The 23,641-nt window shown below is 69.6% G+C and carries 21 protein-coding genes and 1 pseudogene; 18 read left to right on the top strand and 4 right to left on the bottom strand.

Annotation, left to right across the window (positions count from 1 at the left end; genetic code table 11):
- Positions 1 to 12: 12 nt before the first annotated feature.
- Positions 13 to 1,392 (bottom strand): serine/threonine-protein kinase, encoded by a 1,380-nt coding sequence (locus ABD823_RS18790; protein WP_344861306.1) that lies wholly within the window; start codon positions 1,390 to 1,392, stop codon positions 13 to 15.
- Positions 1,393 to 1,577: 185 nt separating this feature from the next.
- On the opposite strand from ABD823_RS18790, the gene ABD823_RS18785 reads away from it, so the two are divergent.
- From ABD823_RS18785 to htpX, 7 genes and pseudogenes are all read left to right on the top strand, one after another.
- Positions 1,578 to 2,897 (top strand): 4Fe-4S binding protein, encoded by a 1,320-nt coding sequence (locus ABD823_RS18785; RefSeq protein WP_344861304.1) that lies wholly within the window; start codon positions 1,578 to 1,580, stop codon positions 2,895 to 2,897.
- Positions 2,894 to 3,433: an NADH-quinone oxidoreductase subunit J family protein gene (locus tag ABD823_RS18780; protein ID WP_344861302.1), complete on the top strand. Its 540-nt coding sequence runs from the start codon at positions 2,894 to 2,896 to the stop codon at positions 3,431 to 3,433. Before ABD823_RS18785 ends, ABD823_RS18780 begins: the two co-directional genes overlap by 4 nt.
- Position 3,434: 1 nt before the next feature.
- Positions 3,435 to 3,767: pseudogene (nuoK, locus tag ABD823_RS18775) on the top strand (NADH-quinone oxidoreductase subunit NuoK); the annotation flags it as partial.
- A 239-nt stretch (positions 3,768 to 4,006) separates the two neighbouring features.
- Positions 4,007 to 6,037 (top strand): NADH-quinone oxidoreductase subunit 5 family protein, encoded by a 2,031-nt coding sequence (locus ABD823_RS18770; protein ID WP_344861300.1) that lies wholly within the window; start codon positions 4,007 to 4,009, stop codon positions 6,035 to 6,037.
- Positions 6,038 to 6,161: 124 nt separating this feature from the next.
- Positions 6,162 to 7,937, top strand: a complete 1,776-nt coding sequence (locus tag ABD823_RS18765; protein ID WP_344861298.1) for a complex I subunit 4 family protein — start codon at positions 6,162 to 6,164, stop codon at positions 7,935 to 7,937.
- Positions 7,934 to 9,700 (top strand): NADH-quinone oxidoreductase subunit N, encoded by a 1,767-nt coding sequence (locus tag ABD823_RS18760; protein ID WP_344861296.1) that lies wholly within the window; start codon positions 7,934 to 7,936, stop codon positions 9,698 to 9,700. Before ABD823_RS18765 ends, ABD823_RS18760 begins: the two co-directional genes overlap by 4 nt.
- A gap of 232 nt (positions 9,701 to 9,932) precedes the next feature.
- Positions 9,933 to 10,784 (top strand): zinc metalloprotease HtpX, encoded by an 852-nt coding sequence (gene htpX / locus ABD823_RS18755; RefSeq protein ID WP_344861294.1) that lies wholly within the window; start codon positions 9,933 to 9,935, stop codon positions 10,782 to 10,784.
- A 270-nt stretch (positions 10,785 to 11,054) separates the two neighbouring features.
- Here htpX and ABD823_RS18750 read toward each other — a convergent pair whose 3' ends face one another.
- Positions 11,055 to 11,630: a pyridoxamine 5'-phosphate oxidase family protein gene (locus ABD823_RS18750; protein WP_344861292.1), complete on the bottom strand. Its 576-nt coding sequence runs from the start codon at positions 11,628 to 11,630 to the stop codon at positions 11,055 to 11,057.
- An 850-nt stretch (positions 11,631 to 12,480) separates the two neighbouring features.
- On the opposite strand from ABD823_RS18750, the gene ABD823_RS18745 reads away from it, so the two are divergent.
- Together ABD823_RS18745 and ABD823_RS18740 are read left to right on the top strand one after the other, a co-directional pair.
- A complete protein-coding gene (locus ABD823_RS18745; protein WP_344861290.1) occupies positions 12,481 to 15,033 on the top strand; it encodes a DEAD/DEAH box helicase family protein in 2,553 nt (850 codons plus the stop codon).
- Positions 15,030 to 17,054, top strand: coding sequence for an N-6 DNA methylase (locus ABD823_RS18740; RefSeq protein ID WP_344861288.1), 2,025 nt, complete (start codon positions 15,030 to 15,032; stop codon positions 17,052 to 17,054). The genes ABD823_RS18745 and ABD823_RS18740 overlap by 4 nt, the downstream gene beginning before the upstream one ends.
- 446 nt (positions 17,055 to 17,500) lie before the next feature.
- Here ABD823_RS18740 and ABD823_RS18735 read toward each other — a convergent pair whose 3' ends face one another.
- Complete coding sequence (locus tag ABD823_RS18735; protein WP_344861286.1) at positions 17,501 to 17,737, bottom strand: GntR family transcriptional regulator; 237 nt, start codon at positions 17,735 to 17,737, stop codon at positions 17,501 to 17,503.
- A 96-nt stretch (positions 17,738 to 17,833) separates the two neighbouring features.
- Here ABD823_RS18735 and ABD823_RS18730 point away from each other — a divergent pair, with 96 nt between their 5' ends.
- From ABD823_RS18730 to ABD823_RS18720, 3 genes are all read left to right on the top strand, one after another.
- Positions 17,834 to 18,043, top strand: a complete 210-nt coding sequence (locus ABD823_RS18730) for a hypothetical protein (protein WP_344861284.1) — start codon at positions 17,834 to 17,836, stop codon at positions 18,041 to 18,043.
- A 6-nt stretch (positions 18,044 to 18,049) separates the two neighbouring features.
- Complete coding sequence (locus ABD823_RS18725; RefSeq protein ID WP_344861282.1) at positions 18,050 to 18,346, top strand: hypothetical protein; 297 nt, start codon at positions 18,050 to 18,052, stop codon at positions 18,344 to 18,346.
- A 251-nt stretch (positions 18,347 to 18,597) separates the two neighbouring features.
- Positions 18,598 to 19,815: a helix-turn-helix domain-containing protein gene (locus tag ABD823_RS18720; protein ID WP_344861280.1), complete on the top strand. Its 1,218-nt coding sequence runs from the start codon at positions 18,598 to 18,600 to the stop codon at positions 19,813 to 19,815.
- A 198-nt stretch (positions 19,816 to 20,013) separates the two neighbouring features.
- On the opposite strand, the gene ABD823_RS18715 is transcribed toward ABD823_RS18720, so the two are convergent.
- Positions 20,014 to 20,412, bottom strand: coding sequence for a GntR family transcriptional regulator (locus ABD823_RS18715; RefSeq protein WP_344861277.1), 399 nt, complete (start codon positions 20,410 to 20,412; stop codon positions 20,014 to 20,016).
- Between the two features lie 144 nt (positions 20,413 to 20,556).
- Here ABD823_RS18715 and ABD823_RS18710 point away from each other — a divergent pair, with 144 nt between their 5' ends.
- From ABD823_RS18710 to ABD823_RS18685, 6 genes are read left to right on the top strand one after another with little or no spacing between them, the layout of a single operon-like run.
- Complete coding sequence (locus tag ABD823_RS18710; protein ID WP_344861275.1) at positions 20,557 to 20,895, top strand: SCO3933 family regulatory protein; 339 nt, start codon at positions 20,557 to 20,559, stop codon at positions 20,893 to 20,895.
- Positions 20,888 to 22,282 carry an FtsK/SpoIIIE domain-containing protein gene (locus tag ABD823_RS18705; protein WP_344861273.1) on the top strand — a complete coding sequence of 465 codons (1,395 nt, stop codon included), beginning with the start codon at positions 20,888 to 20,890 and terminating at the stop codon, positions 22,280 to 22,282. Before ABD823_RS18710 ends, ABD823_RS18705 begins: the two co-directional genes overlap by 8 nt.
- Positions 22,283 to 22,288: 6 nt before the next feature.
- Positions 22,289 to 22,939: a DUF2637 domain-containing protein gene (locus ABD823_RS18700; RefSeq protein ID WP_344861271.1), complete on the top strand. Its 651-nt coding sequence runs from the start codon at positions 22,289 to 22,291 to the stop codon at positions 22,937 to 22,939.
- A gap of 14 nt (positions 22,940 to 22,953) precedes the next feature.
- Positions 22,954 to 23,310, top strand: a complete 357-nt coding sequence (locus ABD823_RS18695) for a hypothetical protein (protein WP_344861269.1) — start codon at positions 22,954 to 22,956, stop codon at positions 23,308 to 23,310.
- A 16-nt stretch (positions 23,311 to 23,326) separates the two neighbouring features.
- Entirely contained in the window at positions 23,327 to 23,497 is a 171-nt protein-coding gene (locus ABD823_RS18690) for a hypothetical protein (protein WP_184946890.1), read from the top strand.
- On the top strand, positions 23,494 to 23,616 hold the full coding sequence (locus ABD823_RS18685; protein WP_344861263.1) for a hypothetical protein: 123 nt from the start codon (positions 23,494 to 23,496) through the stop codon (positions 23,614 to 23,616). Before ABD823_RS18690 ends, ABD823_RS18685 begins: the two co-directional genes overlap by 4 nt.
- Positions 23,617 to 23,641: the final 25 nt, after the last annotated feature.

The following is a 23,641-nucleotide window of genomic DNA, read 5'->3' as shown; positions in this document are numbered from 1 at the left end:
CGGCGCGCTCCGTCACTGGACGATCCGCAGCATGATGTCGGAGGCGGACGGCCGGTTGGCGGGGTTCTTCTCCAGGCAGGCGGCGGCCAGCGGGACCAGCGAGGGGGGCAGGCACGACAGGTCCGGCTGGTGGTTGAGCACCCGGTTGAGGATGGCCGGGATGGTGTCCGAGCCGAAGGCCGCCTTGCCCGAGGCCGCGTAGATCATCGTGGAGGCCCAGCTGAAGACGTCGGACTCCGGGCCGACCTGCTCCCCGGAGAGCTGCTCGGGGGACATGTAGGCGGGGGTGCCCATGACGCTGGAGGTCACCGTGACCTGGTCGAGCGCCTTGGCGATGCCGAAGTCGATCACCCGGGGACCGTCGGAGCCGATCAGCACGTTGGCCGGCTTGAAGTCCCGGTGCACCACCCCCGCCTTGTGGATCGCCGCCAGCGCGCCGGCCGTGGCCAGGGCGAGTCTGGTCAGGCCGTCCTCGTCGCGGGGGCCCTGCTCGCGGACGAGTTGCTCCAGCGAGACGCCGTCCACGTACTCGCTGACGACGTAGGCCTGGTCGTCGGTGATGTTCACGTCCAGGACCCGGGCGGTGGAGAACGTCGCGACCTTGCGGGTCGCCTCCACCTCCCGCAGGAACCGCTCCCGGGCGGTCGGGTTGCCGACGAAGTGCTCGTGCAGGACCTTGATCGCGACCTTCCGCCCCTGCGGGTCGAGCGCGAGGTGGACCGTTCCCTGGCCGCCCCGGCCGAGGGTGTCGATCACCCGGTACGGCCCGATCCGCTCCTGGGGCCGGTCGGACTGCGCGAACTGCCGGTGCGCGGGCTCAGAGGAGGGGCTGTAGAGCGTGTTCTGCTGGTAGGGCGGCTGGACCGGGAACGGGACCGGGGTGTGCTGCGGGACCTGCTGAGGGCCCTGATGGGTGTGGCCCGGGTAGGAAGGCGGGCCGGTGTGCTGCACGGGGGGCGGCGCGTACGGCCGCGGCGCGGGGGTGACCGGGCGGGGCGCCGGGGAGTGGTGGGGCCGGACCCCGTACGGGGCCCCGAACGAGGGGGACCGCTGCCCGAAGACGGTGCCGCGGATGATCAGTGCGTGGCCGGTCCCGCCGAGCCAGGAGCCGAACAGGCCGACCGTCACCAGGACGTCGAGCCAGACCGGGATCAGGTCGGAGTCTCCGTAGATGCCCGCCCCGACCGTGAACACCCCGATGCCGAGGGCGTAGAGGGCGGTGGCGAGGACGAGGAGGGTGCTCCGGAGCCGCCGCGCGGCGTACCCCATGATGAACGGCGTGCCGTAACCGCAGGTGAACAGGGGGACGAGCGCCCACACCACGCTCCAGCCGGTGCTGGAGGAGGGGGGCTTCGGCGAGGAGTGCCAGGCGGGGCCGTACTGCTGGGACATGGGCGAACAATACGTATATCTGACGGAGCTTGCAGTCCCCCTCCCGGCGGACTTCCGGGAGGGGGTGTTCGATCGAACACACAGACTGTGGAAAACCCCTGTGGAAAACCTGTGGAAACCGGCGCCGGACTCTCCGGCCGTACCTGCGCATTCCCGGGCGGGGCGTGGTGCGTCATGATGTCCGTGTGGCGCGAATACCGGGAGTAGGACTGGTGAAGGGGCTGTCCATCACCCTCCGGCACATGCTGAGCCGGTCGGTGACACAGCAGTACCCCGAGGTCAGGCCGGACCTGCCGGCGCGGAGCCGGGGGGTCATCGCCCTGGTCGAGGAGAACTGCACGGTCTGCATGCTCTGCGCCCGCGAGTGCCCCGACTGGTGCATCTACATCGACTCCCACAAGGAGACCCTGCCCGCCCCCGAGGGCGGGCGGCCGCGCGCCCGCAACGTGCTCGACCGCTTCGCCATCGACTTCTCGCTCTGCATGTACTGCGGGATCTGCGTCGAGGTCTGCCCCTTCGACGCGCTGTTCTGGGCGCCGGAGTTCGAGTACGCCGAGGGCGACATCCGCGACCTCGTCCACGAGCGGGACAGGCTGGCCGACTGGGCGCAGGCCGTGCCGCCGCCGCCCGCCCACGAGCCCAACGCCGAGCCGCCCAAGGAGCTCGCGGCCGCCTCCCGCCCCGTCCGGCCCCGCCCGGGCGCCCCGGCCCGTCCGGCGGCGCCCGGCCGTACGGAGGCTTCCGGAGCCCCCGGGGTCCCCGGCGAGACCTCCGCGGAGGCCCCCGGCTCCGGGGCCCCCGGCCGTACGGCGGCCGCCGGGCCGCGGGGGCGCGGCGGCGCGCGGTCCGGCGCTCCTCGGTCCGGTGGTCCGCAGTCCGGTGGTCCGCAGTCCGGTGGTCCGCAGTCCGGTGGTCCGCAGCCCACCGCCGGGCGGCCCGCGGAGCGGGGAGGGCCGCAGCCTCCCGCGGAGCCAGGGGAGCCGGAGGGCCGGCGACCGGAGAGCCCCGGAGGCCCGGAGAGCCCCGGGGGCCCGGAGCGGCCGGCGGGACCCGTCGGGCCCGCGCCGACGGCCGGTCCGGCGGCCGGTCCGGAGGGACCGGCGGAGGCCGGCAGGCCGGCCAGGCCGGAGCGGCCCCGCAGGGCCTCGGCGAGCCACGCGAGCGTCCGGGCGATCAGGCCCCCGGGAGCGCTCCCCAAGAAGGAGGCCCCGCCCGCGGACCGCTCCTCCCCGGGCCCGTCCGCAGGCGGCTCCCCGGAGGGCGGCGCCGCAGGCCGCTCTCCCCGAGGTGGCCCGCCCGCGGCCGGTTCCCCCGAAGGAGGCCTCTCCGGGGGAGGCCCGCCTGCCGACGCTCCTGACGCCGACGCTCCTGACGCCGGCGGCCCGTCCACAGGCGGCCTGCCCGGCGGAAAGCCGTCCACAGGCGAGCCCGGCGGACCGCCCCGGAAGGGCGCGCCGGGGGAGACTTCCACCACGGATCCGAACGGAGACGAGGAGAGGCCGTGACGGGAGCGGTGCCGTCCTATCTGTCGCCGACCGGGCAGGAGATCGTCTTTCTCCTGCTGGGCGTGCTGGCCGTCGGTTCGGCGCTGCTCGTCGTCACCACCAGGCAACTCGTCCACGCCGCACTCTGGCTGGTCGTCTGCTTCGGTGCGCTGGCCGGGTGCTACCTCGTCCTGACGGCCGAGTTCGTCGCCTGGGTGCAGGTGCTGATCTACGTCGGCGCCGTGGTCGTCCTGCTGCTGTTCGGCATCATGCTCACCCGCGCCCCGATCGGCAGGGCCGCCGACCTCGACAGCGGCAACAGAGCCGTCGCCGCGGTCGTCGCCCTCGCGACCGCGGCCGTGCTGGTCACCGTGGTCGTCGACGGCTTCCGCACGGCCTACGCCCCCCTGGACCCCGGCCGGGGCTCGGCAGAGGAGCTCGGCGCGGGGATCTTCCGCACCTGGGTGCTCCCCTTCGAGGCGCTCTCGGTGCTGCTCCTGGCCGCTCTCGTCGGCGCCATCGTCATCTCCCGCACCGACATCCGCGGGAGGGACTGACGTGCACATCGTCTACCCGGCGGTCGTCTCCGTGCTGCTGTTCTCCATCGGCGTGTACGGCGTGCTGGCCCGTCGCAACACCATCCTCGTCCTGATGTCCGTCGAGCTCATGCTCAACGCGGTCAACCTCAACCTGGTCGCCTTCGACGTCTGGCTGCGCGACCGGCTGCACAGCGGCCAGGTCCTGACGCTCTTCGTCATCGTGATCGCCGCCGCCGAGGTCGGACTCGGCCTCGCGATCGTCCTCGCGCTCTACCGCAACCGACGGACCGTCGACCTCGACCGCCTCCGCGCCCTGGCCGAGCCCGGCACCCCCGATCCGAGTGCCTCCGCGGCCGGCGCCCCGGAGCCCGCCCCCGGATCCGGCTCTCCCGAACGCGTCTCCGTGCCCGCCGCTCCCGGCGCCGGATCCCCCCGTCCCGCGGGCACCGCCTCCGGATCCCCCGGATCCTCCGGACCAGATCCCGGAGCAGGCCCCGGACCAGATCTCGGACCAGATCCCGGAGCAGGCCCCCGTCCCGGCTCAGGGACCGCTCCCGGCGCCGACGACGCCGGCCCCGGGACGGTGACGCCGTGATCGCCCTCGCCGCCCTCGCCATCGCCCTGCCGTTCCTCGCCGCGATCGTCGCGCTGCTCGGGTCGCGCCTGCCCGGGCACGCCCGGGGCGGGCCCGCCGACGCGGCCGCGAACCGCCGGGCCGCCTGGATCGCCGTCGTGCCCACCGCGCTCTCCGCGGTCCTGGCGATCCGGCTGGCCTGGAGCGGCCGGAGCGGGCAGGGAGAGGAGGAGCCGTTCCCCGTCCCCGGCGCGCCCGGGAGCGGCGCCGGGACCGAGGCGATCACCGGGACGCTCACCGTCATCGACACGGGCTCGGTGCCGATCTCACTCGGCCTCCGCCTCGACGGCCTGTCCACCTCCGTCGCGGTGCTGGTCACCGTCGTCGCGCTCGCCGTGCAGATCTACTCGACCGGTTACCTGCGCGGCGACCGGCGCTACCCCTCCTACAGCGCGTTCATCAGCCTGTTCACCGCCGCGATGCTCCTGGTCGTCTACGCGGCCGACCTCCTGGTCCTCTACGTGGGCTGGGAGGTCATGGGGCTCTGCTCCTACCTGCTGATCGGCCACTGGTGGGAGGACCGGGCCAACTCCCGGGCCGCCGTCAAGGCGTTCCTGGTCACCCGGATCGGCGACGTCGGCTTCCTGTTCGGAATCTTCGTCCTCGGCACGGCTGCGGGCGGCTTCGGGATCGCCGACGTCATCGCCGCGCTGCCGGAGATGTCCTCCGGCACGGTCATCGCCGCGACCCTGCTGCTGCTCGCCGGAGTGGCCGGCAAGAGCGCCCAGGTCCCCCTGCACACCTGGCTCCCCGACGCGATGGCCGGCCCGACCCCGATCAGCGCGCTCATCCACGCGGCGACCATGGTCGCGGCCGGCGTCTTCGTGGTCGCCCGCCTCTACCCCGCCTTCCTCCTGGCCGGCCCCACCCTGGACGTGCTCGCCGTCCTGGCCGCGCTCGGCATGCTGGGGGCCGCGCTCGCCGCCCTCGCCCAGGACGACCTCAAACGCGTCCTCGCCTACTCCACGATCAGCCAGCTCGCCTACATGGCCGCGGCCCTGGCCGCGGGGTCCGGCGCGGCCGCGGTCTTCCACCTGGTCACCCACGGCGCCTTCAAGGCGCTGCTCTTCCTGTGCGCCGGGGCGGTCATCCACGCCGTCGGCTCCAACCTGATGAGCGCGATGGGCGGGCTGCGCCGGGAGCTCCCCGTCACCTTCGCCGCGACGACGATCGGCTTCGCCGCGCTGATGGGCCTCCCCCCGGCCAGCGGGTTCTTCAGCAAGGACGAGGTCCTGGCCGCCGTCGAGCGCGCCGTCGCGCAGGGGCCGCTCACCGACGCGGCCGCCCTGCTGCTGTACGGCAGCGCGCTGGCCACCGTCGCGGTGACCGGCGCCTACGCCACCCGGGCCTGGCTGCGCACCTTCTTCGGGGAGCGCTCCGCCGCGCCCGCCGGGTCCGCTCCCGGCAGGGGGACGCCCGCCGGGTCCGCTCCCGGCACGACGGCGCTCCCCGGGTCCGCTCCCGCCACGGCACACGCGACCGGCGGCCACGGGGCCCATGGAATCCACGGGCCCGGCACGTCCGGCGTCCACGAGGCCCCGGCCGCCATGCGGTGGCCGATCCTCGCGCTCGCGGTGCCCGCCCTGCTGCTGGGCCTCGCCGGCGCGGGCGGCGTGCACTGGGGCACGGCCGCGGTGAGCGTCGCCGTGGCGCTGCTCGGCGCCGGCGCGGTCTACGCCGTGTGGCGGAGCGACCCGGCGGCCGATCCGGCCCGGATGCTGGGCCCCTTCCGCGCCTCCTGCGAGCGGGCCTTCTCCGTCGACGCGCTCTACCGGGCGGTCTTCGCCGGCCCGGTCTTCGCCCTCGCCCGCCTGGTCGCCCGCGCCGACGACCGGGTGGTGGACGGCGCGGTCCGCGGCTCCGGCCGCGCCGCGCTGGGGGCCTCGGGGCTCCTGCGCCTGGTGCAGAACGGCAACGTCCAGCTGTACGTCACGGGTCTGCTCGCGGGTGTGCTGCTGATCGCGGTGGGGGCGGTGGTGCTCGGATGACCGGCCCCTTCTCGGCGCAGGTCCGGCGTGCGACGGCGGCGCGGGTCCCCTGTCCACGATCCGGCGGCAGGGCCCGGACGGCTCCGTCCCCCCTTCCGATCCCGCCGGGTGAGGTGGTCGTGCGGTGAACTGGATCCCGATCGCGCTGCTCGGCGTGCCGCTGGCCGGAGCCGCCGTGCTCCTGGTGCCGCCGAGGGCGGAGGCCCGGACCGGGGGCCGGCTGCTCCGGCTGCACGGGCTGGCCGTCTCAGGGGTCACGTTCCTGCTGGCGGTGGTGCTGGCTGCCGGCTTCGACCACGCGGATCCGGCCCGGGTGCAGTTCGCGACGGACCTGCCGTGGATCCCCGGCCTGGACCTCGGATTCCACCTCGGCGTCGACGGCGTCTCACTGCCCCTGGTCGTGCTGACCGCGCTGCTGACCTTCCTCTGCTTCGTCTACCTGTGCTGGGGACGGGCCGACGGCCCCGGGCAGCTGCTGCGGCCCCGGCCCGGCGGGAACCGCCCCCGTGCCCTGGTGTTCACCCTCCTCGTGCTCGAAGTCGGCATGATCGGCACGTTCCTCGCGCTGGACCTGCTGCTCTTCTTCGTCTTCTTCGAGATCGTCCTCATCCCGATGTACTTCGTGATCGCCGTCTGGGGCGGCGGCGCCCGGCGCGCGGCGGCGACCAAGTTCATCCTCTACACGCTGCTCGGCTCGGTCGTGCTCCTGCTCGGCCTGCTGCTCGTCTGGGCGCAGACCGGCACCCTCGACATGACCGCCCTCGCCCGGGCCCACGGCACCGGCATGTCCCTCCCGGTGCAGATCACCGCCTTCCTGGCGATCGGCGCCGGACTGGCGGTCAAGACCCCGATGTGGCCGCTGCACACCTGGCTGCCCGCCGCCCACACCGAGGCGCCCACGGTGGGTTCCGTGCTGCTCGCAGGCGTGCTGCTCAAGATGGGCACGTACGGCTTCGCCCGCATCGCGATCCCGGTCCTGCCCGACGGCGCCGCCGCCGTCGCCCCCTGGCTCGGCGCCCTCGCCGTGGTCGGCATCGTCTACGGCTCCCTCGCCTGCCTGGCCCAGCACGACCTGAAGCGGATGATCGCCTACTCCTCGATCGGCCACATGGGGTTCGTGCTGCTCGGGTTCGCCACGCTCACCCCGGTCGGGATCAACGCCGCCCTGTTCGGCAACATCGCGCACGGTCTCATCACCGGCCTGCTGTTCTTCGTCGCGGGCGCGGTCAAGGAGCGGTACGGCACCGCCGACATGCGCGCGCTGGGCGGGGGGATGCTGGCCCGCCTGCCGCACCTCGGGTCCCTGCTGACCTTCGCCGCGGTCGCCTCCCTGGGCCTGCCCGGCCTGGCCGGCTTCTGGGGGGAGATGCTCGCGCTCCTCGGCGCCTTCCAGCCCGCTCCCGGCCTGTCCCGGCCGCTCTTCCTGGTCTTCATGGCGGTCGGCGGCCTCGGCACCGTGCTGACCGCCGCCTACTTCCTGGTCATGCTCTCCCGCGTCACCCACGGCCGCCCCACCGAGACGGTCCGCGCCCCGGCGCTCGCCGGCGGCGGGGCCCCGGTCGCGACCGGCACCCGGTCCGGGCCCGAGGTCGGAGTCGCTCCGGGGCCCGCGGCCGGAGCCGGTCCGGGAGACCCCGCAGGAACCGGTGCCGGGGATGCCGGGGACCCGGCCGGGAGCGAGACCGGCGACGGGACCGGCCCCGGGACCGGCGGTGAACCCGAGGCCGGCGACGGGCCCGGGGACGCGGTGCGAGGCGGCGGGACGCTCCGCGACGTCATGGCCCACGAGGTCGCCGCCTGGACGCCGCTGGTCGGGCTGATCCTGCTGTTCGGCCTCTGGCCGAAGGCGCTCCTCCTCATCACCGACCCGGTGGTCCGGACCTTCGTGGGGGCCCCGTGATCCAGTCGATCGACTACTACGCCGTCGCGCCGCCGCTGATCCTCGCGCTGACCGGAGGGCTCGTCTTGATCCTGGACGCCTTCCTGCCCCGCAGGCCGTACGCCCGGCCGCTGCTGGCCGCGGTGGCGCTGGCCGGAGTGCTCGGCGCGCTGGGCGTGGTCGTGTCGCAGGCCCTGCGCTCCGGAGACCCCCTGCGCACCTTCTGCGTGCCCGAGGGCATGGCCGGTGCCGCGGAGAGCGGGATCGGTCCGGCCGGTCCCGCGGGCGGCCTCCTCACCGGAGGCACCCCCGCCGCCGCGGCCGGCCCCCCGTGCTCGTTCGTGGTGGACGGGTTCACCCTGGTCCTGGCGGGACTGGCGCTGGCCGCCGGAGTCGTCGTGGTGCTGCTGTCGGCGGCGGAGCTGTCCTCGGGGGACGTCCCCGTCGGGGAGTGGTACTTCCTGCTGCTCTGCGTCCTGACCGGTGCGGTGGCCCTGCCCGCCGCCCGTGACCTGGTGACGCTGGTGGTCGCCCTGGAGCTGGTCTCGCTGCCGGTCTTCGCGCTCACCGCGCTGCGGCGCCACGACGGCCGCGGTTCGGAGGCGGCGGTCAAGCTCTTCCTGGTCTCGGTGGTCTCCACCGCAGTGATGCTCTTCGGCGTCTCCCTGCTCTACGGCGTGACCGGGACCGTCCACCTCGACCGGCTGGCACAGGCCCTGCGTGACCACGCCCCGTGGTCCCCCGGAGGCATCGACCCGCCGACCGCGGCCGGAGACCCGTCCGCGGTGACGGGCCAGGCCGTCGAGCAGGCCTACGTCTCCTCCCTGCAGATCGTCCACGAGCTGCCGCCCGTGTTCACCGTGGCCGCGGTGCTCGTCCTGGCCGGATTCGCCTTCAAGATCGCGGCGGTGCCGTTCCACGCCTGGGCCGCCGACGTCTACCAGGGGGCGCCCGTCCCGGTCGCGGCACTGCTCTCGGTGATCTCCAAGGCGGCGGGCTTCGCGGGGCTGATCCTCATCCTGGTCGCCGCCCTGCCCGGCCAGGCGGTGCTCTGGGCGCCGGTCGTCGGGATCGTGGCCGCGCTCACCATGACCGCGGGCAACCTCCTGGCGCTCCGCCAGGACCACCCCGTCCGCCTGCTCGCCTGGTCCTCCGTCGCCCAGTCCGGCTACATCCTCGCCCCGCTCGGCGTGCAGAGCCGCGAGGCGGCGGGCGCCTCGATCGCCTACCTCGTGTTCTACGCCGCGATGAACCTCGGTGCGTTCGCCGTGGTCATGCTGGTGTCGAGGCGCGACGGACGGCAGGGCTTCGGCGCCTACCGGGGACTGGCGTTCCGGAACCCGGTGGCGGGCCTTTCGCTGGTGTTCTTCCTCGTCTGCCTGGCCGGACTGCCGCCGGGCCTGGCCGGCCTGTTCGCCAAGATCGTGGTGTTCCGGGAGATCGTCGGAGGGGGCGGGGCATGGCTCGCCGCCGTGATGGCGGTCAACACCGTGATCGGTCTCTACTACTACGTCGCCTGGGCGGCGCGGATCCTCACCCCCGTCCCGGCACGCGCGCCGGCCACCGTCGGCACCGGTGCCGCCACCGACGACAGGGATGACGACGGCGCGGCCGCGGACGCCGACCCGGACGGCGGCACGGCCGGGCCGGCCGGCGGCCCGCGCGCGGGGTGGCTGCCGGCGGCCGCGGCGGTCGCGCTGGCGGGCGCCGCCGCGCTCGCGTTCTCGGCTGCCCCCCAGCTGGTGCTCGACCTCGTCCCGGCCGGGATCCTCGCCTCCCGCTGAGCCCCGGCTGGCACCGAGGCCCCTCCACCGGGCTTCCCTCCACCGGGGTTCCTGCCACCGGGCTTCCCGCCATCGAGAGCTTCCCGTCACGGGGACCCCGCCGAGGGCTTCCCACCGCCTGCGCGAGCGGGCGCGGCTCTCGTCTCCCACAGGCCTCCGGGGAACGGGGGAACGCTCGGCCGGAGCGCGGACGTTGTCCCTGTAGAACCACTGTCAACCGCAAGGGGATGTCGTGCGGCACAACGGTCTGCGCACAGCGATCCTTCTGGGCGCGCTCTCCGCGGTGATCATCGCGTTCGGGGCGTGGCTGGGCGGCGGCACCGGCGTGCAGATCGCGGTCGTCATAGCCCTGCTGGGCAACGGCTTCGCGTACTTCTTCTCCGACCGGATCGCGCTGTCGGCGATGCGCGCCCGGCCGGTCGGTGAGGTCGAGCAGCCGGCCCTCTACCGGATCGTGCGTGAGCTCTCCACCGAGGCGCGCCAGCCCATGCCGCGGCTCTACGTCTCGCCGACCATGCAGCCCAACGCCTTCGCCACCGGCCGCAACCCGCGCAACGCCGCGGTCTGTGTGACCTACGGCATCACCCAGATCCTCGACGAGCGGGAGCTGCGCGGGGTCATCGGACACGAGCTCTCCCACGTCTACAACCGGGACATCCTGATCTCCTCGGTGGCCGGGGCGCTCGCCACGATGATCACCTATCTCGGCTACATCGGAGCGTTCTTCGGCGGCGGAGACGACGACGAGGGCCCCGGCTTCCTCGGCGCGCTGCTCATGATGGTGCTCGGCCCGGTGGCCGCAGGGATGATCCAGATGGCCATATCCCGATCCCGTGAATACCAGGCGGACGAGTCGGGTGTTCGGCTGACCGGCGACCCGCTCGCCCTCGCCTCCGCGCTGCGGAAGATCGAAATGGGGGCGAGGCAACTCCCGCTCCCGGAGAACGGCCGCCTGGCCTCCACCTCCCACCTCATGATCGCCAACCCCTTCCGCGGTGCGGGCATCGGCCGGATGTTCTCCACCCACCCGCCCACCGCGGAGCGCGTCGCCCGCCTCGAGCGGATGGCCGGCTACCGCCGCTGAGCCGTACGGCGTGCCGCACCTGGCCGGCACGCTCAGCGGCCCGGGGTCCGCTCCGGCACACCCCGGCGGCTCAGCACGGCTCGGCGGTACGGCCCGGCGCGCCCAGCGGTCCGGCGCCGCCCGGCACGCCTCGGCGGCCCAGGACGTCCTGTCACGCTTCGGCGGCCGGTACGCCCTGGCCCCTGAGATGGGCTGCTCGTGCGGCGGCCGGTGTCCGTGCTGACGGGCGGCGATGCCGACGGAGGCCGCACCCGGTCCCGGACCCGGAGCCTAGGAGTGCACGGTGACCGGATCGGTCTCCTCCGGGGAGAGACCGGGGACGCCGTCGATGCTCTCGCGGTTGTGCTTGGCCCGGTAAGCGCGCCTGGCCTGGGTGTCCTTGCGCTGGGCCCACTCGTCCAGCAGGGAGCGGTCCTGCTCGAAGGACATGAAGGGCACGGAGTAGCCGCAGGAATCGGCGATGCGGTCGCAGTCGACGACGATGACCGACCGCACGCCGGGGTGCGGGCCGAACCGCTTGAGCAGTTCGGGGAAGCCGGGGTCCGCCGGGACGACGACGCGGCCGGTGCCGTACAGGCGCAGGATCTTGGGTGGGCCGGAGAAGGCACAGAACATGATCGTGATCCGGCCGTTCTGACGGAGATGGGCGATGGTCTCCACCCCGCTGCCGTCGAGGTCGAGATAGGCGACCGTGGTGTCGTCGATGACGGTGAAGGTGTCGGGGTACCCCTTGGGGGAGACGTTGACGTGGCCGCCCTGCTCGGGAGCGGTCGCGACGAAGTAGAGGGGCTGCGCCCCGATGAACGCGCGCAGCCGGTCGTCGAGCCTGTCGTGAATTTTCCCCATGAAAGGACGATAACTGGACCTGTCCGCCATGTGAGCGCTATGTCCGATAGGCGGACGCGACTGCGGAAGGCGAGGCTCACGGATCCGGATCGGGGTTGCATCCTCCGGCTGCGTTCGGAACCTCTCATGGAAGGGGCGGACCCGGCCGGGGAGCGGCCGGGGCGTGGGAAACCCGCCCCGGCCGTGTGCCCCGGGTGTGCCCTGCCGGGCCGGCGCAGTGCCGGAACCGTGGATCGAAGCGCCGATCGCCCGCCTGGTTAGCGGTAGTTCGTGAACCGAACCCGGCCAGTCGGCGACCTGCGGAGATTCCGTGATCATGGCTCTGAACTGCTGTTATGCCCCTCGTCGCTTGCCGTCGTTTCAGGCCGTTTCCCGGCGCGGTGTGCCCTCGTTGTGCCCTGCGGCTGGTGGCTCTCCGGGGTGATGCTCCCCAGGCTGCCCCTCTCGATCTCGTCATGAGCCCGCGACTCGATGGCCGTCCGGGTCCCCGGAGGCTCAAGACCAGATTCTTCGGGCCAGAGTTCTCTCCGAACCTGTTGGCGGATCTCCTCAGCCAATCTGATCTGGGCCTCGTAGTCGTCGCTCTCGGCTGCGGTAGGCCATGCCTCGGCCAGTCTGCCGTCACGACGGGCGCCACCCATTCCCAAGCCATGCGAGCGATCTTCTCTCGGAAGCCTCCTCTGTACCAGGTACCGCTTTGAGGCCGCGAGAGATCATCTCGTGTGTATCTCTGACTGATCGCGACAGCAGTCGCGCAGTCGACAGCTCCCTAGGGAACACCTGGAATGGGGGAGCGCTCCGTGTTGTCGTTGTGACCTGTCATGTCGACCGCTCCTCATAAACTGAACACGTGACCTTGAACGAGAAGGAGACTCGCCTCCAGTTGATCGACCCGCTCTTGCATGCTGCTGGATGGACGGGTGGTCTCGTGGATGAGGAGTACAAGTACCGGCCGGGTAAGCTGCGTCTGCTCGGCGATCAGACAGTGCGTGACCAGGCGCAATATGTTGACTATGTGCTCCGCGCGGAGCCTCGTGGCGGTATCCTCGGCGTCGTCGAGGCGAAGGATGAGTCTCATTCTGAAGGTGCCGGTCTTCAGCAGGCATTGGCTTATGCGGTGGATCTGGCGGCGCCGTTCGCTTACTCCAGCAATGGACGAGGCATCGTCGAGCAGGATCTCCGAACTGGGAAGGTTCGTCAGCTTCAGGCGTTCCCGACGCCCGACGAGCTCCGACAGCGTTTCGCAGCCGGGGCGACTTGGCGTGGCGTAACAGTCACCGGCCGCGGTGGCGACCAGGTATCTAACCCGCTGCTACATCCAGCCTTCGCGCTTCCCGGCGCGCCCGCCATGCGTTATTACCAGGAACGGGCGGTTTCGGCCGCAATCGAGCAGATCCTCATGGGACACCATCGGGCGCTGCTGTCGCTCGCGACTGGTACGGGTAAGACATTCATCGCTTTCAACTTCGCCTACAAGCTGCTGGCGACCGGCTTCGCCCGGCGCATTCTGTTCATTGCCGACCGGATCAGTCTCCGTGACCAGGCATACAACGAGTTTGGCGGACTCGGTGAGCGGCGTGGTGTGATCGACGGGCCCAACGTCCCTCTTGCGCGGGATGTTCACTTCGGTATCTATCAGACGCTCTATGCGGCCGCCCCTGGTGGCGGTAAGGTGTACGAGCGCTACCCCAGGGACTACTTCGATGTCGTCATCGTCGACGAGTGCCATCGCAGCGGTTATGGCGACTGGGGTGCTATTCTTGATTACTTTCAAAGCGCCTTCCATCTTGGTATGACCGCCACGCCAAAGCAGGACGACTCGATCGACACTTACGCCTACTTTGCCAGCGAGAACAAGGACGAGAATGGTGTCCCGCGTCCAATTTTCGAATACTCACTAGGGCGCGGTATCGACGATGGATATCTCGCGACGTACAAGGTGCTCAAGGTCAGCACTACGGTCGACGAGGGCCTTATCGTTAAGGAAGAGGTCGAACGTGGCGCTGAGCTGATCGTGCCGGAGGGCACAACTCCGCGAGACGTCTACGAAATGCGCGAGTTTGAGCGGGCCATCGTCGTGCCCGATCGCACCAAACTGCTCTGCCAGCATCTTGCTGGTGTCCTGCGTACTAACGGCGCCCTCGACAAGACCATCGTCTTTTGTGTCACCATGGAGCACGCCGACCTGGTGCGCAGCGAGATGCAGAAGCTTCTTGGGTCCGAGACCGGCAAGAACCTTTACGCTGCTCGTATCGTCAGTGAGGAGCGGGATGCTGGCGCCATTCTGGAGCAATTCCAGCTGGCTTCTAGCAGCGAACCGGTGGTTGTGACGACCGTCGATCTCCTCTCCACCGGAGTTAATGCGCCGTCAGTGCGAAACATTGTTTTCATGCGGCCGATTAGCTCGGTCACTATGTTCAAGCAGATTATCGGTCGGGGAAGCCGGGTAGACTCGATTACCAAAAAGACGTACTTCCGGATCATCGACTACACGAATGCCACTCGCCTTTTCGACGGTTGGGATCTGCCCACATTGCCACCGGTGGAAGGATCTCTCGAAGGCGATCAAGTCATCGCTGGCATCGTGACGGATGACGAAACGGGCGAACTGTTGGCGGGCGCATCGATCTCCGTCCGTCTTTCGGGTCGACTGCTCGCTGAGGACCGTACTTCGGATGAGGGCTTCTTCCGCATCGGAGATCTCCCGGAGACTGTGGTTGACGTGTTCATCACCAGCTCCGGCTACACACGGCGGCGCCTGCGCGTTGATACGACCGAGTCTGGAGCGACTGAGCTGGAGGTTGCGCTGCGCCGGCCGTCCCAGGTTGATCACCGGCTACACATCTCCGGAGTCAACGTAGCGATCGCCGAGGAGGTCGAGCTGGATCTAGGCAACGGCAACGTCATTCACAGTGACGAATACCTCAAGCGGGCGAAGGCCACGATCCTGGAGAAGGTCGACTCGCTGCAGGAACTGCGCGATATCTGGATCGACAAGGCGAAGCGTACGGAGCTTAGCGAGTACCTTGGTATGCGTCAGGTGACGCCCGAACTGCTGTCGTTGGTGCTGGGGCGCGCTGACGTCGACGGCTTCGACCTGCTGGCACGTGTGGCCTTCGACTTCGAGCCGGTCAGTCGCTCAGCCCGTGCGACCTTCGCCGAGCCTGTCCTGCTCGCCGAGTTCACGGAGCTGCCTGAAGGGTTCGTTTCGGCTGTCCTGGACAAGTTCCGACTCGGCGGGGTGACGGAGATTGCTAGTAGTGAACTCTTCACCCTGACACCCTTTATTGGCCTCTGGGGTGGCGTACTCGGGGTAACGTCACTTCTTGGAGGCCCTGAGCAGGTGGCTGCCTTCCTCGGGGCCATCCCGCGTACCCTCTTCGAGTCCGAAAGCAACGCATGACTCTCTCCGAACTGCAAACAAAGATCAAGTCGGCATCTGACAAGATGCGGGCCGACGACAACACCAAGAACGCCCTGAAGTACCTGGAGCAGCTCACCTGGCTGCTCTTCCTCAAGGTGTTCGACTCGCTCGAAGAGAACCGCGAGATGGTGGCAAAGATCGACGGCACTACCTACACGCCGCTGATCAAGAATGAGTACCGCTGGGGCACATGGGCCCGGGACCCTAAGCTCACAGGCGACAAGCTGATCGAGTTCGTGACGGATGATCTGCTGCCGCACCTCCGGGATCTATCGGGCAGCCCGCGCGCTGAGCGGTTCGCTGCGATCTTCGCAGAAGTGCGCACAGTGATGAAGTCGGGTTACTCCCTTAAGGAAGTCATCTCGATCGTCGATTCGATCGACTTCCATGCACTGGAGAACCATCACGCTATGAGCGTGATCTACGAGTGGCTCCTAGCACAAACCGCCGACGCTGGTTGGTCTGGGGAGTTCTACACTCCGCGACCGGTCGTTGAGATGATGGTGCGCTGTGTTGACCCGAAGCTGGGGGAGAAGGTCTACGACCCCTGCTGTGGATCAGCTGGTTTCCTCGTAGCGAGCGCCGAGCACATTGCACCCTCGACGAAGACGACCGAACAGCGCGATCAGTTCAACTCGGGGACGATTTACGGACAAGAGTCCGGTGAGATCGCTGCGCTCGTCGGCACTATGAACCTGATCCTGCACGGCGTCGAGGACCCGCAAATCATCCGACGTAACACGTTGGAGCAGGATGTTCGCAATATCAACCCCAGCGACCAGTTCGACGTCATCTTGACCAACCCACCGTTTGGGGGCACAGAGAACCCGCAGGTGCAGCAGAACTTCCCTAGTAAGGCCGCTGCCACCGAGCTGCTCTTTCTGCAGCACTGCATGGCCAAGCTGAGAGATGGCGGAAGGGCCGCAATCGTCCTTCCCGACGGTATCCTGTACCGCACCGAGACAGCCTTCTCGACGGTGCGACGTCGCCTGGTTAACGAGTTCAACGTGACCGCCATTGTTCGGCTGCCGACTGGCGTGTTCCCCACAGCTGCTGACACTCGCACCAACCTGATCTTCTTCTCCAAGGGAGGGCGAACTGAGACGATCCGCTATTACCAGATACCGTCGCCACCCGGTAAGCGTTCCTATAGCAAGACGAACCCGCTGACCCGAGATGTGCTTAAGGGCGCTGAGCAGTGGCTCATCAGCGGTGAGGCGGACGACTACTCGTGGGAAGTCAGCTACGACACTCTTATCGAGAGTGGCTTCGACCTCGACATTCCCTGGCCTAATGCCTCGCAGGTCACGGGAGCAGAGACGGCTGGCGAGCAGCTCGAAGGGCTACAGGATCGACTGAGCATCCTGAGCGAGCTGACAGAAGCTCTAGCACAAGCCCACGCCGAGCTGCATAACTACCCGCTTCAGGCGAGCATCGCGATTGGCGAGTACGTCGTAGAGGCTGGTGAGCGGGCGGGCAGCAAGATACCCGACCGCTTCGTCGGCGTCAGCAATGCCGGGGGCCTCGCGCCGTTTAAGGGCAAGCCTGCTAGTGATACGAGCCGCTACCGCGAACTCCGTCCGGGTGACTTCGTATACAACCCGATGCGTGTCAACGTCGGCTCGATCGCTCTCTGCCGTAGCGAGGAAGAGGCAGGCTGGGTCAGTCCTGACTATGCAGTCTTCCGGTTGACCGAGGACGCGCCGTTCGATGCCGAATACCTCCTGATGTTCCTTAAGAGTGAACAAGGGCGGGCCGAGATCGAGCGTCAGAGTCGAGGTGCGGTCCGAAGGCGCTTGTATATCGAGGGTCTGCAGCAGATCTTGGTACCGCTGCCCGGTGACCCCGAAGCCTGGTCGGCGCTTATCGCCTCCTTCGCGGCCGTGCGTCGCCACCTACGCGAACTGCCGCTGACGGCGGGTAGCGCGCTCGCGGCCTTCGAAGCCGCTATTTTCAGTCCAGGGCGCCGAGCAAGCGGAACTGGTGACGTCACCGGCTGATTTCGTAAGTTGCCGGGATCAGAGTGCTGTCTCCGGTGATGCGTAAGGCGAGGACACGACGTGTCCGGTGGCAAGGCGACCCGGACCGCAGCGAAGCGAGGACCGGAAGCGCCGCGGCAGCCTGGGAGGGATCGCTGTGGTTGCCAGAAAGGTTATCCGGCTGAGGCTGCTCGCGTGATGTACGTCAGCGTGCGGGCGGCGCCGGCCGCGACCGGCCAAGAGCCGCAGCGCGGCCGGTGACCGCCCGACGTGCGGCGGTCCGCGGAGCGGGCCGCCCTTGAAGACGTAGAGAAAGTTCTCATCCGCAGTTCGCGACCCTTGATGATCTTGATGCGAGCGGATGCTTCTCCTGCTGGCGCGGTTCGCCGTGCTGGGCTGCTGCGGGATGCGTCGGGCTCCTCGGGCTGTCGACTCGACTCGGCGCGTGAGGCCGGCGGCTTACCCGATCATGAGCTGTCGGCAGGACTGACGATCGACCCCTTGCCGGGCTTGGTCGTGATCAGCCCTTGCTCGCGCAGGGCCTCCATCGCCTTGCGAACGGTGACCCGGGCAACGTCGAACTCCTCCTGAAGCTTCACTTCGGAGATCAGCGTCAGGGGTGGATAGGTGCCGTCCTTGATGCGCTCGGCAACGACGTTCGCTATCTGCTCCCACTTGTAGAGCCTGGGGTCCCATTCGATCACAGGACGACTCTAGGTATGCCCCTACCTGCGAACATAGAACAGCAATTCCTAGGAATGGTGTAGACAGGATAGGACAGGTTGACCTACGGTTAGATCATGACCCCGGTGACCTACGACCTCGACGCGGTCCGTGCGGTCTTCCCCGCCTGGTCGGTGTTCCGCAGCGACGCGGGCGCCTTCTACGCCACCCGGCGCGGCGAGATGCTCACGGACCAGCAGATCGACGCCGGTCTTCAGCGCACGGTCTGCGCCGACGACCTGGCGGACTTCGTCCAGCTCCTCCAGGTGCAAGAGGGCCTGCGGTAGGCGGCCATGAGCGACCAGGGCCGAACCGCGGAGAGCTACCACACGCTGCACCTGGCGCCGCTGCAAGCCGCCTACGAGCGCATGACCTGGAGGCCGGCGACTCCCCGCGCGGACCGGGTCCGCATCCGCGAGCACACCTGCCCCAACCACACGGTCAGCTATGAGTTCTGCCTCGGCGGGGGCCTGGCGTTCATCCGCCGGACGTACCGCTCGGACGGCGTGGTCGTGCATGAGAGCGAGTGGCTGCGCATCCGGGACGCCGAGCGCCTGTGGTTGCGGCTCCTCCTCGGCCAAGCCCGATGACCGCGCTCCGATTCACCCGGAATTGAGAGGAGATGGAAATAGCGGATATGTTCTGACCGATCCGGTAACCGGAATACGCGACACGGCGCGTTGAACATGTCGCGCGCAGTCGCGGACAACTTCATCATCGTCTGTTTCCGCAGGTCACGCCCGGCCTGCGGCTACAGGCGTTTGCCCACTGGCAGTTTTTCTGCCAGTGGGCCAGATCACCCGGCTTATCGTCGAGGCAAGCGACGACAGGGAGGGTGAACGTGGCTACCGAACAGATGACGATGGGCCAGCGGATCGCGCGGGCCCGTCACCGCAAGGGCTGGGATCAGGCCACCCTCGCGGAGAAGATCGGCCGTTCGGTCTCCTGGTTGTCGAAGGTGGAGAACGGCCGGCTGCCGCTCGACCGGATGAGCGTCGTCGGCCAGCTCGCCGAGGCGCTCGGGGTGGAGATGGCCGAACTCACCGGTCAGCCGTACCGGCATGAGACGGATGACCTCGACTCCGGGCACTCGGCGGTCCCCGGTCTGCGCCTGGCCCTCCAGCAGGCGACCATGCCGGGCGGGGCCACGCTCCTGGGCGACCGGGAACCGCGGGGCCTGGCCGAGCTGGAGGCGAACGTGCGGCTCGCCGAGCAGCTTCGTCAGGACGCCAAGTTCACCGCTCTCGGTGAGGTGCTGCCGAGCATCATCACGGACCTGCTGCTCATCACGTCGGGCGGGACGGCCGACCGGGACCGGGCGGAGGCGTTGATGCTGCGGGCCTGCCACATGGCGCGGGTCTCTTCCAACCTCCTCGGTCACCACGACCTCGGGTGGACGGCGGTACAGCGCGAGCTCGTTGCCGCGCAGCAGGTCGGCGCTCCCGAACTCGTCGCCGCCGCGTCCTGGGACCTGTGCGGCGTCTGGCTCCACGAGGCGGCGCTTGATCCGGCGAAGAACGCGGCGCTGTCGGCGCTCGATCAGCTTGAGCCGTACGTGGGAACGGGTGACGACACGATCCGGGCGCTGTGGGGAGCGCTGCACCTGCGGGCGGCCGTCGCCTACTCGCGGCTGTGGGACCAGACCGAGGCGGAAAGCCACCTGGCGGAGGCGCGGCAGATCGCCGAGCGCCTGCCGGCGAACGGCAACGTCTTCCAGACCCAGTTCAACCGCGTCAACACGACGATTCACGCGGTCGAGGTCAGCATGGAACTGGGGCGCCCCCGGGATGTGATCACGCGGGCGGAGCAGGTGGAGATCGCGCAGATCGCCTCGTCCGAGAGGCAGGCGTACTACTGGACCTGCACCGCGGCGGGCTACCACATGAACCGCAAGGACAACGAGGCTGTGGAGGCGCTGCTTCGCGCGGATCGCATCGCTCCTCAGCACGTCCGCAACCGCCCGCTGGTCCGCAACATCGTGCGTGACCTGCGTGACAGCGGCAAGCATCGTCGTCAGCGTGAGGTCGCCGGCCTCGCCCAGGCGATGCGGCTGCCCTGACCAACGCTCATCGGTGAGCCTGTCCGCGCCCGGCTCTCCCCATCCATGAAGGTTCCACAGGTCGTGCTCGCGGCCTGCCTAAGCGAATGAATGGGGCACTACTCGTGGGTCTCAACGAGATCGAACGGCAGATCCTGCTACGCGAACTGGCGGAGATCGCGACCGAGCTTGCCGAGCTTCAACGGCGGGCGCTCGTGATCACTGCTCGGGTTGATCGGGACGAGTCCGGGCGTCTAGCTCGTCCAGCCTGAAGCTCAGCTTCTTCACGTGCTCGCGGATCTCCTGGAGCTGCTGGGAGATGAGAAGGAACTCCTCGCTGTGCTCCTCGTCCGAACCTCCGGTTACGGCGGGGCGCGGGGTCTCCTCGTCGGGCGTGCGGAGCACGAAGCTGCCGGACCCCTGGCGGGTCTCGATCAGTCCTTCGTCGCGCAGTACAGCGAGCGCGTTGCCGATGGTCATCATCGCGACGCCGTACTTGTCGGCGAGTTCCCGGGCCACGGGGAGCTGTTCCCCGACCGCGTACCGGCCGGCGGCTATCTCACGGCGGATGTCGTCGGCGATACGCAGGTAAGGCCGTCGCCGGTCGGTGGTGCCCATGACTCCACAGTAGCCGTTCTAGGCATCTAGGTCTCTGGGCAACCTGTAACGAAACACGGAGGCAACCTAGCTGTGTCGGTTTACATTTCTAGATACCTAGGTATCTTGATACGCAGAACAATCACTCTCTGGAGGTCCACTCTCATGCGCAACATCCCGATCCCCGTCGACGTCTCCCGGCTCCAGTTCATCTGCGTCAAGGCCCCCTGCCCCCGCGTCATCAACAGGGACACGGGCGAGATCAAGACCGACAAGGCCAGCGGCCAGACGGTCTACGAGGTCCTGTGCTCGGTGGAGGACGCCTTCGGCAAGATCGAGCTGGTCAAGGTCGGCGTCGTCGGAGAGCCCCCGATCAGCCCCGGTGACCAGGTCACTCCGGTCGGCCTGATCGGCTACGTCTGGGAGCTGTCCGGCCGCTGGGGCATCGCCTACCGGGCGTCAGCCGTGCTGCCCGCCGCCGCTGCGGAGGTGCGCGGTGTCTGACCGCTTCCTCCTGACGCTCCTCGACGTCGGCGTGGCCCTGGCCGTCACGGTGGCCGGCCTGTGGGCCTGGCGGCGCTGGCATTACCGGTCGTTCTGGCTGGTGGTCGGCTACCCGCTCATGGCCGTCAGCGTCCGGGCCACCTGGCGCAAGGTCGCCCTCGGCTGCGGCCTGACCAAGAAGCGGCAGCGCTTCTGGTTCACCACCGTCCCCGGCCTGGTCTCCTCGACCGGCGTCGTCCAGGTCAAGCGGCGTTTCCAGCGGATCGCCGTCGACACCAAACCGTGGATGTGGCTGCCGCTGCCGACCCGGCACGGTTGGCGCGTCACGCTCCACACCCTCGAAGGGCAGACCCCCGACGACTACCGCCAAGCGGCCGAGCAGCTCGCGCACTCCTGGCGGGTGCACGCCGTCCGGGTCTCCTCGCCCCGGCCCGGCAGGGTCGTGCTGGCCGCGACCATGCGGGACCCCCTCCTCCGGGTCGACGAGATCCCTCCGTCCTCGGAACTGCTGAAGGTCACCGTGGGACGGCTGGAGACCGGCAAGCCGTGGGTCATCGACTTCCGCACGGTCCCGCACTGGCTGAACGCCGGGGCGACGCAATCGGGGAAGTCGAACCTCGCCAACGCGCTCATCGTCGGCCTGGCCCCGCAACCGGTCGCCCTGGTCGGCTTCGACCTCAAGGGCGGCGTGGAGTTCACCCCCTACGCGCCCCGGCTGTCGGCGCTGGCCACCTCCCGCGCCGAGTGCGTCGGGCTGCTCGATGACCTCGTGGGCCTGATGGCCGACCGCATGACCGCATGCCGTATGGCCGGCGCCCGCAACATCTGGCAGCTCCCGCCGGACCTGCGGCCGGTGCCGGTCGTGGTCCTGGTCGACGAGCTCGCCGAGCTGTATCTGATGGCCGACAAGAGCGAGAAAGACGAGATCGCCAAGACCTCAACCGCGCTGCTGCGGGTCGCGCAGCTCGGGCGGGCCTTCGGCATCTACCTGTTCTGCTGCGGCCAGCGCATCGGCTCCGACCTCGGCCCCGGCGTCACCGCGCTGCGCGCCCAGTGCTCCGGGCGGATCTGCCACCGGGTCAACGACCCCGAAACCGCGACCATGACCCTCGGCGACCTCGACCCGGCCGCCCTGGTCTCCGCCCGCGCCATTCCCGCCGAGACACCCGGGGTGGCGATCGTGGCCGGCCAGGACGGCCAGTGGTACCGCGCCCGCTCCTTCTACGTCTCCGAGCACGCGGCCGAGCGCGCCGCCCAGATGTACGCCGACCTGACCCCGTCCTGGGAGGAGATCACCAGCGGCGCTCAGCCGATCGAGATGACCGATGACGACCTTGCCCAGTTCCTCGCTCCCGCCGCCGTCGTCCCGGAACCCCGGAAGGGGTGAGAGAGCATGCGCCGCCTCGCCTCCTGGCTGCTGGACTCCGGCCCGGTCCTCGTCCTGGCGCTCATCGCCGGGGCCGGTTCCTTCTCCCACATCCGCCAGACCGCCGTAGAGCACGGGCAGACCGGCTGGATGGCCTGGGCCGTGGCCGTGTGCGTCGATCTCACCTGCGTCATGGCCGCCCGAGAGCGCCAGCGCGACAAGAAGACCGGACGCGAGCGGACCGGTCCGCTCTCCTGGCCGACCCTCGTCCTCGTCGCCGGGATCGTGCTGTCCCTGGCCGCCAACCTCCACCAGGCCGAACCCTCGGTGTGGGGCTGGCTGACCGCCGGAACCCCCGCGGTGGCGTTCCTGGTGGCGGTCTCCATGCTGGAGCGGCGGGCCGCCGCTCCTCGTCTCCAGCCGTCGCCGGAACCGTCACCGATGGCCGCTGCGGCGCCCTCGGTGCCGGCCATCGCCCCGGCCGCCGACGACCACCAGAGCGGCGCCCCGGGACCGGCCCCGGCCCTCCTCGACTACGCCCGGCGGATCGTCGACGAGCACCACGCCAAGCACGGAAAGCCGATCACCTGCGACCTCCTGCGCGCCCGCCTGGGCGTGTCCGACCAACTCGCCTCCGACCTGCTCCGCCACCTGCGGACCGTGCCGGATGCCCTGTGAAAGGAACCGAACCCATGTCCACCGACCCGACACGCCGCGCGGCGTTCATCACCGGCCTGCGGGACCTGGCCGACTTCATCGAGGCCCATCCCGGCATCCCCGTCCCGCGCCAGTCGACTCCGATCACCTACTTCCCGAAGCAGACGACCGATGCCGAGATGCGCGCGGAGATCGACCGGATCGCCGACCTGTGCGGCGCCCAGATCGACTCCGAGCCCCTGCCGTACGGGCACTACATGATCACGCTGCCCTTTGGGCCGCTCCGCTACGAGATCGCCGCGATCCTCGCCGACGCCCGCGCCCGCTACGACGCCCTCAGCAGCTACCACGACTCCGTCAGCCCTGACTCCGACCCGGAACACGCCGCCTGACCGAAGGACAACCACCATGCGCATCCGCCTCGACGGCACCCACGCCGAGATCACCTACAGCATGTTCCGCCTCCGCGAGATCTTCACCGTGACCTCGGTCTCGCGGGCCTACCCCGACCGCACCCGCCCCCGGAACTACCGCGTCTTCGTCAACATCATCCCGCGCGAGATCAGGGGCGCGCGATGACCGAACTCCTCCCGGTGATCCGCTGCCGCTGCGGCACCTGCAACGGGACCGGCGTCACCGGAGACGGCGAGACCTGCCCCGACTGCCACGGAACCGGAATCGACAACCACGGCGCATAGCCGTGAGCGCCCCCCGCCTGGCCAC

Origin of the sequence: Planomonospora alba (assembly GCF_039534085.1) — a bacterium.
GTDB classification, from domain to species: Bacteria; Actinomycetota; Actinomycetes; order Streptosporangiales; family Streptosporangiaceae; genus Planomonospora_B; species Planomonospora_B alba.
Note: the sequence above shows the minus strand (reverse complement) of the source record. Positions and strands in the feature narration are given on the sequence as shown.

Excerpts from the sequence above, each read along its gene's own strand:
- ABD823_RS18715 (WP_344861277.1), bottom strand. The coding sequence starts at position 20,412 with ATGGGCACCACCGACCGGCGACGGCCTTACCTGCGTATCGCCGACGAC.
- ABD823_RS18790 (WP_344861306.1), bottom strand. The coding sequence starts at position 1,392 with ATGTCCCAGCAGTACGGCCCCGCCTGGCACTCCTCGCCGAAGCCCCCC.
- ABD823_RS18730 (WP_344861284.1), top strand. The coding sequence starts at position 17,834 with ATGACCCCGGTGACCTACGACCTCGACGCGGTCCGTGCGGTCTTCCCC.
- ABD823_RS18740 (WP_344861288.1), top strand. The coding sequence starts at position 15,030 with ATGACTCTCTCCGAACTGCAAACAAAGATCAAGTCGGCATCTGACAAG.
- ABD823_RS18695 (WP_344861269.1), top strand. The coding sequence starts at position 22,954 with ATGTCCACCGACCCGACACGCCGCGCGGCGTTCATCACCGGCCTGCGG.
- ABD823_RS18710 (WP_344861275.1), top strand. The coding sequence starts at position 20,557 with ATGCGCAACATCCCGATCCCCGTCGACGTCTCCCGGCTCCAGTTCATC.
- ABD823_RS18685 (WP_344861263.1), top strand. The coding sequence starts at position 23,494 with ATGACCGAACTCCTCCCGGTGATCCGCTGCCGCTGCGGCACCTGCAAC.
- ABD823_RS18725 (WP_344861282.1), top strand. The coding sequence starts at position 18,050 with ATGAGCGACCAGGGCCGAACCGCGGAGAGCTACCACACGCTGCACCTG.
- ABD823_RS18750 (WP_344861292.1), bottom strand. The coding sequence starts at position 11,630 with ATGGGGAAAATTCACGACAGGCTCGACGACCGGCTGCGCGCGTTCATC.
- ABD823_RS18690 (WP_184946890.1), top strand. The coding sequence starts at position 23,327 with ATGCGCATCCGCCTCGACGGCACCCACGCCGAGATCACCTACAGCATG.
- ABD823_RS18700 (WP_344861271.1), top strand. The coding sequence starts at position 22,289 with ATGCGCCGCCTCGCCTCCTGGCTGCTGGACTCCGGCCCGGTCCTCGTC.